The organism is Motilimonas pumila (assembly GCF_003596335.1).
Lineage (GTDB): Bacteria > Pseudomonadota > Gammaproteobacteria > Enterobacterales > CBDFNC01 > Motilimonas > Motilimonas pumila.
Map to the genome: position 1 here is coordinate 199,882 of NZ_QZCH01000001.1, position 15,507 is coordinate 215,388.

The following is a 15,507-nucleotide window of genomic DNA, read 5'->3' on the forward strand; positions in this document are numbered from 1 at the left end:
TTTGATTCTATTGACGAACTCCTGAGTAATACATCGCCCTAAATTCCGCTAGGTAAGTCATACTAGGGGCGATACTTATCTGCATCGCATCAGTTGGATTTACAGGGTTTAAACCTCGCTCTACTTCCCATTGATCAGGCAGACCATCTAAGTCCATGTCTTGACTAAACATAGTTAAAGTTGGAAATGCATCATCTTGATCCAGCCAACCATCTGAGTCGGTATCAGCTAGAGTCGGGTCAGTTTCTCGTAAATATTCTGTATAGTTAGTCAAACCGTCGTTATCGGTATCAAAGCTAGCATCAAAGCTATTCAAATCACTTAGGCTGAAGTTACTCTCCCATTGCCAAGGCAAGCCGTCAAAATCGCTGTCCAAACCCCTTTCAGGATTTAATGGCTCAACATCTTCACCATCCGCAGCAAAGTCCCCATCGGAGGAGGCAAGTCTTGGGTCAGTTCCCAGCTTGAATTCTTGCAGGTTATTGAGGCCATCTAAATCAGGATCGGTCAAAGCATCAAATGCCAACATATCATTGAAGCCATGTTGTCTTTCCCAACTATCTGGCAAACCATCATTGTCCCTGTCAAACTGATAGCGGCTTTCGGTTGGCGCAACGTCTTCACCGTCTATAACACCATCGCCATCAGAGTCGGCCAACTCGGGGTGTGTGCCCACTTTAAACTCTTCTATATTAGTAAGGCCATCTGAATCAAAGTCAGCATCAGCGTCAGTTGGATTTAAATCATCTAAACTGGCAAATAACAACTCCCACTGCAGCGGTAGGCCATCATTATCAGTATCATCGTTAAACCTAGGATCTAACGGCATAGGGTCTTGGCTATCAGGTGTGCGGTCACCATCTGTATCCATGTTGATAGGCGAAGTACCTAATTCAAACTCTTGATAGTTGCTTAAGCCATCGTTATCCAGATCTGATTGGCTATCAACAGCGTCATAATCTTTTAACCCGTGTTCAAGCTCCCATGCATACGGCAAGCCGTCCAAATCATCATCTATAAAGTACTTAGCATTTAATGGAAAATCATCGATATCATCATTGAAGTTATCCGAGTCCGAGTCAGCGGCGTTTGGGTTAGTGCCTAATTTGAACTCTTGCAGATTGGTTAACTTATCACCGTCATTATTCCAAGAAGCATCATACTTATCTAAGTCTGAGTAGCCATAATGCACTTCCCACTCGAGTGGCAAGCCATCTCCATCTTCATCTTTAGTGAAGGTAGAGTTAGTAGGAGCACTATCTTCAAAGTCCCAAACCCCATCTTTATCTGTATCCACTTCTTGTGGGTGAGTGCCTAAGGCAAACTCTTGTAAGTTAAATAAATTATCACCGTCACTGTCTACAAAAGCATCTATACGGTCATTATCAGATAAACCATATTGTAATTCCCACTCCAATGGCAAGCCATCGCGGTCTTCGTCCTTGGTAAAAGCTGCGTTCATAGGGTCTATATCTTCACCATCCCATGCGCCATCTTGATCCGAGTCCGGGTGACGAGGGTCAGTTCCAGCTTTAAACTCTTGCAAGTTCGTTAACATATCGCCGTCATCATCACCTACAGCATCAGGTGCAAAGGTATCAGACAAGCCAAATTGCAACTCCCACTCTAGTGGGATTCCGTCATTGTCTTCATCTTTGGTATACCTTGGGTTGGTTGGCGCAAAGTCTGTATTGTCTCTAATTCCGTCTCGGTCTGTATCACTATCGAAGGGATTTGTACCTAACTCAAACTCTTGCTTGTTACTGAGCAGATCAGAATCGTAGTCATCTTTAGCATCAAACGCATAATCATCATTTAGGTGATTTAATTCTTCCCATTCAAGGGGCACACCGTCCTTATCATAGTCCAGAGTATATGCAGGATTTAATGGCGCAAAGTCGTTACGGTCAGAAACCCCGTCTCTATCGGTATCTAATTGATGCGGGTTCGTCCCTAGAATAAACTCTTCTTGGTTAGTTAAACCATCCATGTCAAAGTCTTGGCTAGCATCTTGAGCGTACTCATCGCTAAACTTGTATTGCAGCTCCCACACCCAGGGAATACCGTCTTGATCTCGATCCCAGCTATAAAGAGAGTTTGTAGGTTCAATATCTGCGCTATCAATCACACCATCTAAGTCTGAATCTGCTTTTCCAGGGTTAGTGCCAAGCTTAAACTCTTGAAGGTTGGTTAAGCCATCATAATCATCGTCTCGTTGCGCATCAAAGCGGTCAGTATCGAGCAACCCATATTGTTGCTCCCATTCAAGAGGTAAGCCATCAGCGTCATCGTCGAAAGAAAACGCAGAATTTAACGGGAAAGGGTCGTCTTTATCAAGCGCGCCATCTTTATCGCTGTCAGCCTCGCGTGGGTTTGTGCCAAGTTGAAACTCTTGGAGATTCGTTAGACCATCTGCGTCTTCATCGCGCTGACTATCTGTCGGGTCAAAGTCGTTAAAGCCATAAGTAATTTCCCAGCGATAGGGTAATCCATCTCTATCGTAATCTTCGCTATACATAGAGTTTAGTGGGGCAACATCCTCACCATCAAGCACACCATCATTATCGCTGTCCGCAACTTTGGGCTCAGTAGAAAGTTGAAACTCTTGCAAGTTTGTCAGGCCGTCTGCGTCTTCATCACGCAGGCTATCCAGTTTATCATTATCGTTAAAGCCATGCTTCTCTTCCCACTTTTGAGGTAAGCCATCGTTGTCAGCGTCAAGGCTATATTTAGGGTTGAGTGGCATGAAGTCTTGGTCATCGGGGACACCATCGTTATCAGTATCAGCGTCTACTGGGTTGGTACCTAATAAAAACTCTTGCCAATTATTAAGATAATCCCCGTCAGGGTCTTCATGCAGATCATTCCTAAACTCATCAAGTCCATAGCGTATTTCCCACTCGAACGGTAAACCATCTCGATCAGTATCAATCGAATAATCAGGGTTTAATGGTGCAATATCATCATCATCTAAAACACCGTCTTTATCGGAATCAGGATCTCTTGGGTTAGTACCTGTGTCAAATTCTTGCTTATTGGTTAAGCCATCGCCATCGGGGTCATCATGAGCATCATTGGCCACAAAATCGTCAAAACCATGCAGCTCTTCCCATTGGCTAGGTATGCCATCTGCATCTGAATCGTAGCGATAATTTGGGTTAAGTGGCGCAAAGTCTAATAGATCTGAAGCTCTGTCATTGTCGGTATCTGAACTGGTTGGAGAAGTACCTAAGGTAAACTCAATAATATTACTTAGGAAATCATCGTCTAAATCTAGCTGCGAATCAAAATAGATAAAAGGGTTAAGTTGTAATTCCGCTTCAAGTTGATCTGGTAAGCCATCTTGGTCGGAATCAGCAATATATCTTGCGTTTAGTGGAAAAGCGTCCAAACCATCGTCAATACCATCGCCATCACTATCGGCTTTTATGGGATTGGTTCCTGCAATAAATTCTGCCAATAAGCTTAAACCATCATGGTCTTCACCATTTTGATCAAACTCTCTCATGCGAAGGTAAGAATCTTGCCATAAATCAGGCGTGCCATTGCCCGTAGAGTCAAAACGGTATAAAGGATTTAACGGCGCAATATCACTGCCGTCGTCGACCATATCGTAATCTGAATCAGGGTTAACGGGAGATAATTTACTTTTAAATTCCTGCAAGTTGGTTAGGCCATCACCGTCAACGTCTTGCTTCGCATCATCTGGGTTATTTAAATCGAACCCAAACTGCAGCTCCCAAGCGTCCGGCATGCCATCTTTATCTTGGTCAAATCGGTATTTTGCATTCGTCGGAGCAAAGTCTTCACCATCTAACACGCCATCGCTGTCTGAATCAGAACTCTCGGGATCGCTGCCGACTTGAAACTCGGCTAATCGACTTAAACCATCACTATCTGGATCTTGGGGGTCAAATGGATTTAATGGATCACCTAAATAGTAATGCTCTAATATGTTCGGGATACCATCATTATCCCAGTCAGCTGAATGCTGGAGTGCTAACTCAGAAATGACTGCAGGGAAAAAGTCTTGCGAAATATGCTCGGAAGGCTCTAAAAGAAAAATATTACCAAGCTTATTCTTTAAAATATCTGAAAACTTCGTGTCATTGTATAACTTAGCTGAAATGCTTTCCCAAGAGTCACCGGCTTGCACTTCATATCGGCGCTTTAAAGTCTCATCTTGCTCAATAATTTTTAAGTTACGAATAATGGCGTCAGCTTGCTTATTCGCATCATCATCCGCAATGATCAATAAATATTTGAAATGCCCTTGTAAATATTGCCCCACATTAATGGTAAAACGATTAGGTTTATCTGGATCTGGTATGGCGGCGCCGCCAATCCCCCAGTTTTGAGTCCCTGCAACTTTAAATACACTGTTGCTCGATACCGACATGTCGTTATCAAAACCTATGCCGTGAATTTCACCTTCTACATTGATATCAATCTCAAACTGAACTTGTGTATTCTCAGTCACCAGGTAGTCGAATGGTAAGGCTATCCAACGGTTACCGACTAAGTGGATACTGTTACCATTATCCAATACGTTCATGCTACCAATATCTGAATCATTTTGATTATCATGAGGGATAAGTGGATACTGAAGGAAGTCTACCTGAAAGGCACCTTGACTTGAAAGGGCATCTAAATTTAGCCTTGCATTTGCCGCAGTAGGGTTGGTCGCTTGCAATTGCTCTTGTGCATTTGTAAAGCCATCCAGATCATGGTCACTATCTGCAGTTGCTGACAAGTCGCCAAAGTGCAGGAGTTCCCAGCTGTCTTTTAAACCATCTTTATCAGCATCTACTGGCTTAGGCAACATGCCAGTTGTCAATACATCAGGTAAATCGCTAAAAGGAATTTTAGTCGTAGGAGTTAGTTGGTACTTATCTTGTAGCAAAAATTGCAAATGCGGTGCTACATCCATCGAGCCATACAAAGCCAACGCGAGTGTATTCCAGCTTTCTTTTTGTGCAACTTGGTAAACCGGCTCGCCAGCGATACCCTTTTCTTTCAAAGTAACATTAGTGAAGGTGATATCACCACTGCTGCCGTTATCGTTATCAGAGATGAAGACCAGTTTATTAAAATCACCCGTAAAGTGTTGTCCAACGTTGATAGCAATGGTTTTAACCACCCCTAACTCAGTGTATCGGTAGCCACTAATACCCCAATTTTGGCTACCGGCCAGTTTAAAGGCAGAAGACGACGTAGGCGTTAAATCATTTTCAAAAGCGATGCCTTGAATTTCACCCGTAGTGTTCATTAACACGTCAAACTCAAGCACAGTGCCAGCAGTAATACGAAAATCACCTTCAACGTATTGCCAGCGATTCATGCCTAGGCTCAATGACTTCCCATCCGCTGATACGCTCACATTGCCCGTTTTATTATTGTCATTTGGGCCAAAAGACAATAATGTCTGCGCATTAAAATCTACCGTTTGTGAGTATTGCTCATCAACAAGTACTGAGCGATCCAACTCAAAGCTGCTAGGCGTTAATATCGCCTCAGCTTGGGTGACATGGGAAAATAAAAGCGGTAGTAAGCTTAAAGTAATTTTATTTACTTTATTCATTAAACCTTCCTTGAGTGGCATGAAACACTGAAAGTTAACGCCTTGTTAACTCTGCTGCATAAATGGCCGATGACGATATCAACAAAAGGTGAATTCATCAACACAAAGAAGGATGATATGGAGAGAAAATGACAAAAATGCGGCTATTTAAACACTACCGCATTGTTATGGAATTGAGACGGTAATTAACTTGCCTTTTTGCGGATCAAACCTTCTTGAATGGTAGATGCTACCAATACACCTTCACGGTTAAATACCTTGCCGCGAACCAGACCTGTGCCGCCGGCGGCTGCCGGGCTGTCAATTTCGTATAATAGCCAATCATCCAGCCTGAAGTCATGATGAAACCACATTGAATGATCAATCGTCACGACTTGTGTGGTGGGGCATAAGAAGGATTCACCATGAGGATACAATGCCGTAGGCAAAAAGTTAAAATCTGACGCATACGCTAACAAATATTGATGCACGCGCAAATCATCTGGCATTTGACCGTTGGCTTTAAACCATACGCTACGCTTTGGCTCTGCAATATCAGGGTTAATAGGGTTATTAAATTGCACTGGGCGCATTTCAATTGGGCGCTCACAAATAAACTTCTCACGAATAGCTTCAGGCAAAGATTCACGGTGCTGTAAGGCTAAGTCTTGCTCTGACTCAAGCTGCTCAGGGGCAGGTACATTTGGCATTTCATCTTGATGCTCAAAACCTTGCTCAGGTATTTTAAATGACGCCGTCATGTAAAAAATGGCTTTGCCATTTTGGATCGCTTTGATTCGACGAGTAGATAATGAACCACCATCACGTAGGGCTTCAACATCGTAAATAATCGGCTGGCTGACATCGCCGGCCAATAAAAAGTAGCAGTGTAGCGAATGCACTTTTCGACTGGGGTCCACCGTTTCTTTGGCCGCAGACAAAGCTTGCCCCATCACCTGGCCACCAAATACCGCACCAAAGCCCAAATCTTGGCTCTGGCCTCGGTACAACGTATTTTCTATTCGCTCTAAATCTAACTGAGCCAATAAATCTTTCAGCACTTTGCTCATATCGAAACTCTATATTGAAAAGATCAAAAAAGGGGCGAAAGCCCCTTTTGCATTGATTGCTTAAACAGCCAATTAGTTATTTAACAGCAGTTCTCTTAATTGTGCAAAGTCTGCTGGTAATTCTTTTGACAAAAGATCCAGGTCAGCGCGGTCGGCTAACTCTTTTGGCAGGCCAATATCTTTACCTAAGATCTCTTCTACGCTTTCTTTGAACTTAGCAGGGTGCGCAGTACACAAGAACAAACCGGTTTCCCCTGGCTGCAACTGCTTCTCTAGTTGATCAAAGGCAATTGCACCGTGTGGCTCACACAAGTAACCTTTATCATCTAGCTGCTTCAAGGCCACTTCAGTTTCAGCGTCGGTCAACATGCCTGAGCCCAGTTCCGACAATGACTTGCCCTTCACTTTAAATAGCTCTTCAATGCGTGGCCAGTTGTTTGGCTGGCTGACATCCATGGCATTTGACAAAGTAGCAACGGTTTTCTTAGGCGCCCATGAACCATCGGCTAAATAACGAGGTACAGTGTCATTTTCATTGGTTGCGGCAATAAAGCGTTTAATTGGTAAGCCTAGCGCTTGTGCCAGTAAACCGGCAGTTAGGTTGCCAAAGTTGCCGCTTGGCACAGAAACCACAACGTCGTTGCGCTTGTCAGCTGGCAACTGAGAAAATGCTTCAAAATAATAGCAAATTTGCGCTAACAAACGGCTAATATTGATGGAGTTCGCTGAGTTCAGGCCAATCGCTTGCTTCAATTCTTCGTCATCAAAAGAGGCTTTCACTAACGCCTGACAAGCGTCAAAATCATCTTCAATTGATACCGTCGTAATGTTGCCACCTAAAGTACAAAACAACTTTTCTTGCAGCGGGCTAATTTTGCCTTTTGGATACAAGATAACCACTTTAATATTCTCAAGGCCATAAAAAGCATGAGCAACAGCAGCGCCAGTATCACCAGAGGTGGCTGTTAAGATGGTAATAGGCTGGTCGCCACCAAACTTAGCTAAGCACTGCGCCATAAAGCGGCCGCCAAAATCCTTAAATGCCAAGGTTGGGCCGTGAAACAGCTCAAGAGCGTAAATATCGTCTTGCACGGCTTTGATTGGCGCCGTGAAATTAAACGCTTTGCTCACCATGTCTTTAACGTCGGCTGCGCTTAATTCATCGCCAATCAAATGATGCAGAATGGCTGCGCTGCGCGTCACTAAGTCTTGGTTTAATAACTCATCAACGTTCGCCAACGGCGTAATAGTGTCAGGAAAAAACAAACCTTGGTTACGGCCTAAGCCTTGTTTTACGGCCTGTTGAAAGCTGACCTGCTCATCGTTTTCTTTTATATTGTATAAGTTCATAACTCAGTTCCTACCACTCTCGCGCCTTTCTCATCTAATCGGCAAATATGACAGAAACCGTCATCATTTTGCACAAAATTTTGTTCTAACCACAGCTTTAGACGCTGGGCTTGTTCTTGTTGCTTCATTACCACAAACACGGTTGGGCCGGAGCCCGAGATACCTGTGGCTAATGCTCCGCTTTGAGCCGCATAAGTGCGAACCTCTTTAAAGCCCGGAATTAACTGAGCACGGTAAGGTTCAGCAATCACGTCTTTTAGCATCGCCGCGGCTAATTCTGGCTGTTTGCTGTAGCTGGCGTGTACAAACCCCGCTAAATGCCGGCCGTATGCTAACACATCGCTGCGGCGGTATTGTGAAGGTAAAATTGAACGCGCTTCTGAGGTTGAAATAGTAATACCTGGGTAAGCCACTACCCAGTACCAATCTTCAAAGCTTGGGATGCTTTGGCTGATTAGCTCACCTTGCTCCAACATCAACTGCATGCCACCAAGGTAACATGGCGCTACGTTATCATAGTGTACGCTGCCACTGATTTCGCCTTCCAGCTTGCCCATCAGCGCCAGCATTTCCATTTCACCTAACGCATAGTCATGCCAAGCATTAAGGGCTTCTAGCGCCGCAACAATAGAGCTGGCACTAGAGCCGAGTCCACTGCCAACTGGCAAGTTCTTTTCGAGCTCCATTGCCACTGGCAAAATCTCTTTGCCTTTTTCAGATAACGCCGTTTTGTACCCTAAGTAACATTGGTAAACGATATTTTCTTTACCGTCTTTAGGTAATTTGTGGGCGAAGCGACCACTGCATTCTAATGAATACTCATAGTCACCCTTTTTAATCAATACGCGGTCCCCTAATAAAGAACCGTCAATCGGCGCTAACGCGCCGCCTAGCACATCAAAGCCCACGCTCACATTGGCAGTGGAAGCAGGTGCATAAGCTACTACGCTCATAAAATTATTTCCTAATCAATCAAGACAACAAGCTTATACTTCTTGCTTCCAGTTAAGCGTTCTGAGTACGTCAGCAAATACACCTGCCGCCGTCACTTCAGTGCCCGCACCATAACCACGCAATACCATAGGAATAGGCTGATAGTATTGGCTGTAGATGGCTAACGCGTTTTCACCATCTTTTACTTTATTCAGTGGATCAGACTCATCACAAGCGATGATTGACACTTTACACTCGCCGTTCTCAATGGTTCCGGCGTAACGTAATACTTGCCCCTTATCTGCTGCGTCTTGTGAGCGCTTAGCAAAGTACTCATCGGCCTCGGGTAAACGAGCCATAAATTCATCAATGCTACCAGACTCATCGAAGCCAGGTGGTAACGCAGCTTCAATTTCAACGTCATCTAACGTCAATTCCATACCTGCTTCACGAGCCAGGATAAGCAGCTTACGAGCCACATCCACACCGCTTAAGTCATCGCGAGGATCCGGCTCGGTAAAGCCATTTTCACGCGCCACTTTGGTTACTTCAGAAAACGCCATGCCTTCATCAAGCTTGCCAAAGATATAAGATAATGAGCCAGATAAGATACCGTTGAACTTCATCAACTGGTCACCCGCGTTAAGCAGGTTCTGTAAGTTTTCGATAACTGGCAGTCCAGCACCTACGTTAGTTTCGTAAAGGAACTTACGGCGCTTGGCTAATGCCGTTAAACGCAGTTGACGGTAGTAGTCCATGCTTGCAGTATTGGCCTTTTTATTTGCCGCGACTACGTGCAGACCCGCGCCCAAGAAGTTAGCGTATTGCTCTGCGACACCATCATCACTGGTACAATCAACCAATACAGGGTTGATGATGTGAGACTCCGCGACCAGCGCTTCAACACGCTCAAGGCTAAATGCTTGCGTCGCATCTTTAAGCTGTTCGCGCCAGTTAGTTAAATCAATGCCATCAGGGTTGGTGATCATTACGCGACGGTTAGCAATACCACATACACGCATAGTGATGTGCTTGCTGGCGAGTTGTTCTTTTTGACGGTGAATCTGGTCTACAAATGCGCCGCCTACGCCGCCACAGCCGACCAAGAATACGTCAATGAATTGCTGACTACCGAAAAAGTTTTGGTGACACGACTTCACCGCTTCATTGGCTTTTGCTTCAGGGATAACAGCAGAAATAGAACGCTCTGATGAACCTTGTGCGATGGCAACCACGTTTACCGAAGGCTCAGCCAATGCATTAAAGAAGCGCGCCGCAACGCCAAAAGACTTCTTCATGCTGTCGCCAACCAGCGAGATAATCGCTAGATTGCTCTTTTGATCCAATGGCTCAATGAGTTGATTTTCAAGCTCAAGCACAAATTCTTGCTCTAAAGCCTCAATAGCTAATGCGCTTTCATAGCTGTGTACACAGAAGCTTACGCTGTACTCTGATGACGATTGGGTAATCAGTACAATAGAAACACCGGCGCGGGATACCGCTGAGAAAATACGTCCTGCAATGCCCACCATACCTTTCATACCCGGACCCGATACGCTGATCATGGTCATGCCTTTTAGGTCTGAAATAGCTTTAACCTCTAGCTCATCTTCACTTGGCTCTGCGCCAATCAAAGTACCAGGTGCTTGTGGGTTGTTGGTGTTTTTGATCAAGCAAGGGATATGATGTTGCGAGATAGGCGCAATAGTCTTAGGGTGCAACACTTTCGCGCCGAAGTACGACAGCTCCATCGCTTCGGCATAACTCAACGAATCAAGTAACTTAGCGTCAGGGACTAAGCGAGGGTCACAGCTGTATACCCCGTCAACATCGGTCCAAATTTCGCAGCACTCAGCGCTTAAACATGCAGCTAATACCGCTGCAGAGTAATCACTGCCATTGCGACCTAATACTAGCGTTTCACCCGCTTCATTGCCCGCGGTAAAACCAGGCATCAAGTAAATGTGGCCCGGCTTGATCGCGTCTTGCGCAAAACGTTGTTTTGAAGCTTCAATATCGACCACAGCTTCAAGGTAACCACCTTTGAAAGATATCAACTTCTGCTGCGGCACTATCACTTCAACTTGCTGCTCTTTTACCGTCAGCAGCTGCGCCATACATGCAATACTGAGTACTTCACCTTGTGAAAGAATGCGAGCTTCGATACTGTCTGGGCACTGCTCGAGTAAACGAATACCTTCAAGTAGTTGACTTAACTTGGCTAACTCTGAAGTCGTTTTCGCCAATAAGGTTTCAGCGTCAAAGCTTGGATACAGAGCCTTTAAACCGTTAATCAAATCAGTAAAGATAGTCTTGATAGCGGCGATGTTCTGGCTGGCATCTTGACCTTGGCTGGTGGTGGTCACAATGTCTACCAGGTTATTAGTGACACCGGCAGGCGCCGATAAAACTAACGCAACTTGAGATTGTTGCTGGTTATTCACCACGATGTCTGCAGCGCGATTAAATCGCTCTGCATTTGCCAAAGACGTTCCGCCAAACTTAAGTACGCGCATCGTACCTCCCCTGATAAAAATGAAAAAGCCCGCTTCAGCTGAGCGGGCTTAATTGAATTCTGTTTTGCTTATCCATTAGCCCACCCCAGCCTGTATCTCGTGCTGGTTATTGTATGGGTGGTAGTAAAACTCATGGACATAGTGCAACCTTTAAAAAACTGCCAACACTAATACTGGAAAACGGTCTCATTGTCAATTTTTGCCGCTCAAACTCTTCCATAAAGAGAGCGTTAAAAGTTCACCAAAACACCTAAAATCAATATAAAAACTTGCAATAACAAAAAATACAGCAGACACCACCACCCTTACAGCAAGCAGTAAAATGAAACTCCGTTTACACGATTCCCTTGGTGCTTTTCACGTTTTTACAGCTAGTCAAAAACGCGGAAGATCGCAAGCATCAACAAAAGCCCTAATTACAAATTAATCATTATATTTTGTACAAATCGACTTTTGCCAATTTTCTCTCTGTAAACTGAACCGTTCACGGGTCATGTGCGTAATCTCTGATAGAAAAAAGTGCCAATTAATGGTTACTATCCGGCAAAAAATGGAACTTAACATTTTCTTTATTGTCATCGCAGTCCATAATTGCAGATACGAAGAAATTAATAGCAGGGGGAAAAATGAAGTTCTGTCGCATTATCTCATTTTGTATGCCTTTGTTATTAAGCGCGCCCAGCCTTGCAGAAACAGATGTTGAAATAGGACTAGGCACTCAAAGTCAGTTAAAAACCACGACCCACATCAGTTCTGATTGGTACGTTAGCAGCTTTGCGGGACAGCGGTATGATGAAGCCGATCCTAACAGCCAAGATGAATCCGAGAGTTTTGATTTCTACTCCTTTAATGGTGGCTACCAATACCAAATTGTAGACAAGCTAAACCTTTTTATGGAGGCTGGTTTGGCGTCATACGTACCAGAGTCTTCACAATCGGTTGACCGAGGCATCAATGTCGCGACGGGTGTCAATTATAACATTACCGACAACTTCAAAGTGGAAACCCGTTTAAGCCATACCGCTACGCAGGAATCTGATTCTAAGCTTGAATTTTCCGGCTTTTATCGCATTTTGGATACTCTCGACGTCAAAGCCTCTTTTGATATGCAAATGGAAGCCAGTAAGATGCAGCTGGGTTTAGGTTACCGTTTCTAGTAAAGCTGTTTTAATTCTTTGCGCCGCTTATTTACCCTACCCACTTTATTTACCGATGAACTATTCGCCGATTGAACGAGCCCAGTTAAGCCCGAGGCATCGATATTAACACGCTATATAAATACAGCTGATTCTGCGCCACCCAATAGATCGCATTTTGTTGCCAGCGGCGAGCCAACTCTAAGGCATAAGGTAAATCACATGCTACCGCCAAGCTCAACTCTCGATGACTGTTATCGGGAGCACACCCAACAATCGGCGCGAAACGTAGATCACCTAACAACAGTTCTTGTAAAAACTGCTGATGTAGCAGCATATTTTCTTCTGCACAGCAGACATTTCCCCGCGGATTGTGCGCAGTAATAATGGCAAAATCGTCGAAATCTGGCGACGAACTCTGCCATTCAAATACAGTGCTTTGGTAGAGCTGCCATAGGTTTTGTTGTAATTTAGACAAAATTTAAGGACCATTTATTAACCATTAACGACAAATATGTTAACACTTAAAGCTCAAAATCTATCAGAAATAGGCTTTGATTTATGTCAAACGAGCATGAAAAAAGATTAATAGCAGTTGTTATATATGTGTTAACTATCTAGAATGCTGAACCATAGCAGTAGCAAATAAAACCAAGCAAAGCCTTATTCGACCTTACTTTCATGGCATTTTTACTCGTCGTTACTAGACTGTAATAGGAAGTCAAAAGCCTCAACATAACTCAATACAAGGTCAAATGGCGACATACTTTTTCATCACTTCAATGCGTGCTAACTTTAGTAGTAGCCGGGTGAAATTTAACAAACAGACTTGGTCAAAAATGAAATATTTTGAGATTTGTAATTTAGACACTTAGGGCCAAACATTATGACAACAGCAAACATCCTCATCGTGGAAGATGAGTTGGTAACAAGAAATACCTTAAAGAGCATTTTTGAAGCAGAAGGCTACAAGGTACTTGAAGCCACTGACGGTGAAGAGATGAATCAAGTACTGCAAAGCCACGCAGTGCACCTTGTTATCATGGATATAAACTTGCCGGGTAAGAATGGTTTACTACTCGCCCGAGAACTCAGAGACAAGCACAATATCGCCTTGATGTTTCTAACGGGCCGTGACAATGAAGTAGATAAAATTCTTGGTTTAGAAATTGGCGCCGACGATTACATTACTAAACCGTTCAACCCAAGAGAGCTGACCATCCGAGCTCGTAACCTCTTGTCTCGAACTCAGTCAGGGGCGGAAGTAGAAGAAAATATCGCTCAGGTAGAGTCTTATAGTTTTAATGGTTGGCATTTAGAAATTAACAGCCGCTCGTTAGTAAGCCCTGAAGGCATTGTCTTTAAACTGCCTCGCAGTGAGTTCAGAGCCATGTTGCATTTTGTAGAAAATCCGGGACAAATTCAGACTCGCGCAGATTTATTGAAGAAAATGACAGGACGAGAGCTAAAAGCACACGATCGCACTGTTGACGTAACCATTCGTCGAATTCGTAAACACTTTGAAAGCCACGCAGAAACGCCAGAGATCATCGCGACCATTCATGGTGAAGGTTATCGTTTTTGTGGTGAATTGGACGCAAGCTAATCAGAGCCACAAACTGCCAATAAAAAAACCAGCTAAAGCTGGTTTTTTTATGCCTGTATAAGTCTCAACTCACTTGTGTTTATGCCCGCACCCGTACAAGCTAATCAACCCACTTAGGCCAGCATGATTATTGTTTGGCATTTCACTGCCTCAAATACAAAAACCCAGCCGAAGCCGGGTTTTAAATCTCGCACGCTTATGTTTAAAGCGTGATGCCCAGTTTTTCTAGGTCTTTCATTACTACCTTAGCAGGCAGTGGAATGTAACCGTCTTTTGCTACGATTTTTTGACCTGATTGTGACAGCACCATTTTCAAGAACTCACGATCTAGCGGAGCCAAAGGCTTGTTTGGGTGCTTGTTGATGTAAACGTATAGGAAACGTGACAGTGGGTATTCACCGCTTACTGCATTTTCCATTGTTGCATCAATGAACTTGTCACCTTTCTTAGCCAGCGCAACCGCACGTACACCAGACGTTTTGTAACCTATGCCTGAGTAGCCGATAGCGTTAAGCGAAGAAGAAACTGACTGTACAACAGACGCTGAGCCAGGCTGTTCGTTTACGCTGTTTTTGAAGTCACCTTTACATAAGCCTTTTTTCTTGAAGTAACCGTAAGTACCTGAAACTGAGTTACGACCAAAAAGCTGAATGTCTTTGTCAGCCCAAGAGCCGTCTAGACCTACGTCAGACCAGCGCTCAGCTTGCTTGTTACCACCACACTTTAGTGTGCTTGAGAAAATTTGGTCAACTTGCGCAATCGTTAAACCTTCAATTGGGTTATCTTTGTTTACGAAAACAGCTAACGCATCGATCGCTACACGAACAGGAGTAGGCTTGTAACCGTAGCGTTTTTCAAATGCTTCGATTTCTTTTGACTTCATCTTACGGCTCATTGGGCCAAACTGAGAAGTACCTTCTGTCAATGCCGGCGGAGCAGTAGAAGAACCAGCAGCTTGAATTTGGATATTTACGTTAGGGTATTGGCGTTTAAATTCTTCTGCCCAGAATGTCATCATGTTTGCAAGTGTGTCAGAGCCTACTGATGATAGGTTACCTGAAATACCGCTGACTTTTGAGTAGCTTGGAAGGTCAGCATCAATGTTGCCTGCAGCCATAGCAGAACCAGTAAAAATTGTTGCTACGCTGAAGCCGATAGCCGTTACCAAGTTTTTCAATTTCATCTCTCTCTCCGATAGGATGTTTTATTTAATTTCCGCGCCAGTATGGCCAGCGATGATGACAAATATAAGTATTAAAGATGACGCTTTAATGACAGCAGAAATTAATGTGTCATTAAAGCGACATTGAAAAAATGGGAGTTAAGCTATTAAAAA

General features: G+C 44.0%; 9 protein-coding genes. 2 read left to right on the top strand and 7 right to left on the bottom strand.

Annotated features, from left to right (window positions below):
* Positions 1 to 7 precede the first annotated feature (7 nt).
* The 5 genes from D1Z90_RS00970 to thrA form a co-directional block, all read right to left on the bottom strand.
* Positions 8 to 5,581, bottom strand: coding sequence for a hypothetical protein (locus tag D1Z90_RS00970; RefSeq protein WP_119908883.1), 5,574 nt, complete (start codon positions 5,579 to 5,581; stop codon positions 8 to 10).
* 185 nt (positions 5,582 to 5,766) lie between these two features.
* Positions 5,767 to 6,630 (bottom strand): acyl-CoA thioesterase II, encoded by an 864-nt coding sequence (gene tesB, locus D1Z90_RS00975; RefSeq protein ID WP_119908884.1) that lies wholly within the window; start codon positions 6,628 to 6,630, stop codon positions 5,767 to 5,769.
* A 72-nt stretch (positions 6,631 to 6,702) separates the two neighbouring features.
* On the bottom strand, positions 6,703 to 7,980 hold the full coding sequence (thrC, locus tag D1Z90_RS00980; RefSeq protein WP_119908885.1) for a threonine synthase: 1,278 nt from the start codon (positions 7,978 to 7,980) through the stop codon (positions 6,703 to 6,705).
* Entirely contained in the window at positions 7,977 to 8,933 is a 957-nt protein-coding gene (thrB, locus tag D1Z90_RS00985) for a homoserine kinase (RefSeq protein WP_119908886.1), read from the bottom strand. Before thrB ends, thrC begins: the two co-directional genes overlap by 4 nt.
* Before the next feature lie 33 nt (positions 8,934 to 8,966).
* Positions 8,967 to 11,429, bottom strand: coding sequence for a bifunctional aspartate kinase/homoserine dehydrogenase I (gene thrA / locus D1Z90_RS00990; protein ID WP_119908887.1), 2,463 nt, complete (start codon positions 11,427 to 11,429; stop codon positions 8,967 to 8,969).
* A 626-nt stretch (positions 11,430 to 12,055) separates the two neighbouring features.
* Here thrA and D1Z90_RS00995 point away from each other — a divergent pair.
* Positions 12,056 to 12,586, top strand: coding sequence for an outer membrane beta-barrel protein (locus D1Z90_RS00995; RefSeq protein WP_119908888.1), 531 nt, complete (start codon positions 12,056 to 12,058; stop codon positions 12,584 to 12,586).
* A gap of 85 nt (positions 12,587 to 12,671) precedes the next feature.
* Here D1Z90_RS00995 and D1Z90_RS01000 read toward each other — a convergent pair whose 3' ends face one another.
* Positions 12,672 to 13,043, bottom strand: coding sequence for a DUF3293 domain-containing protein (locus tag D1Z90_RS01000; protein WP_158587025.1), 372 nt, complete (start codon positions 13,041 to 13,043; stop codon positions 12,672 to 12,674).
* Positions 13,044 to 13,451: 408 nt separating this feature from the next.
* Here D1Z90_RS01000 and arcA point away from each other — a divergent pair, with 408 nt between their 5' ends.
* Positions 13,452 to 14,171 carry a two-component system response regulator ArcA gene (arcA, locus tag D1Z90_RS01005; protein WP_119908890.1) on the top strand — a complete coding sequence of 240 codons (720 nt, stop codon included), beginning with the start codon at positions 13,452 to 13,454 and terminating at the stop codon, positions 14,169 to 14,171.
* 202 nt (positions 14,172 to 14,373) lie between these two features.
* Here arcA and D1Z90_RS01010 read toward each other — a convergent pair whose 3' ends face one another.
* Positions 14,374 to 15,354 (bottom strand): PstS family phosphate ABC transporter substrate-binding protein, encoded by a 981-nt coding sequence (locus tag D1Z90_RS01010; RefSeq protein WP_119908891.1) that lies wholly within the window; start codon positions 15,352 to 15,354, stop codon positions 14,374 to 14,376.
* Positions 15,355 to 15,507: the final 153 nt, after the last annotated feature.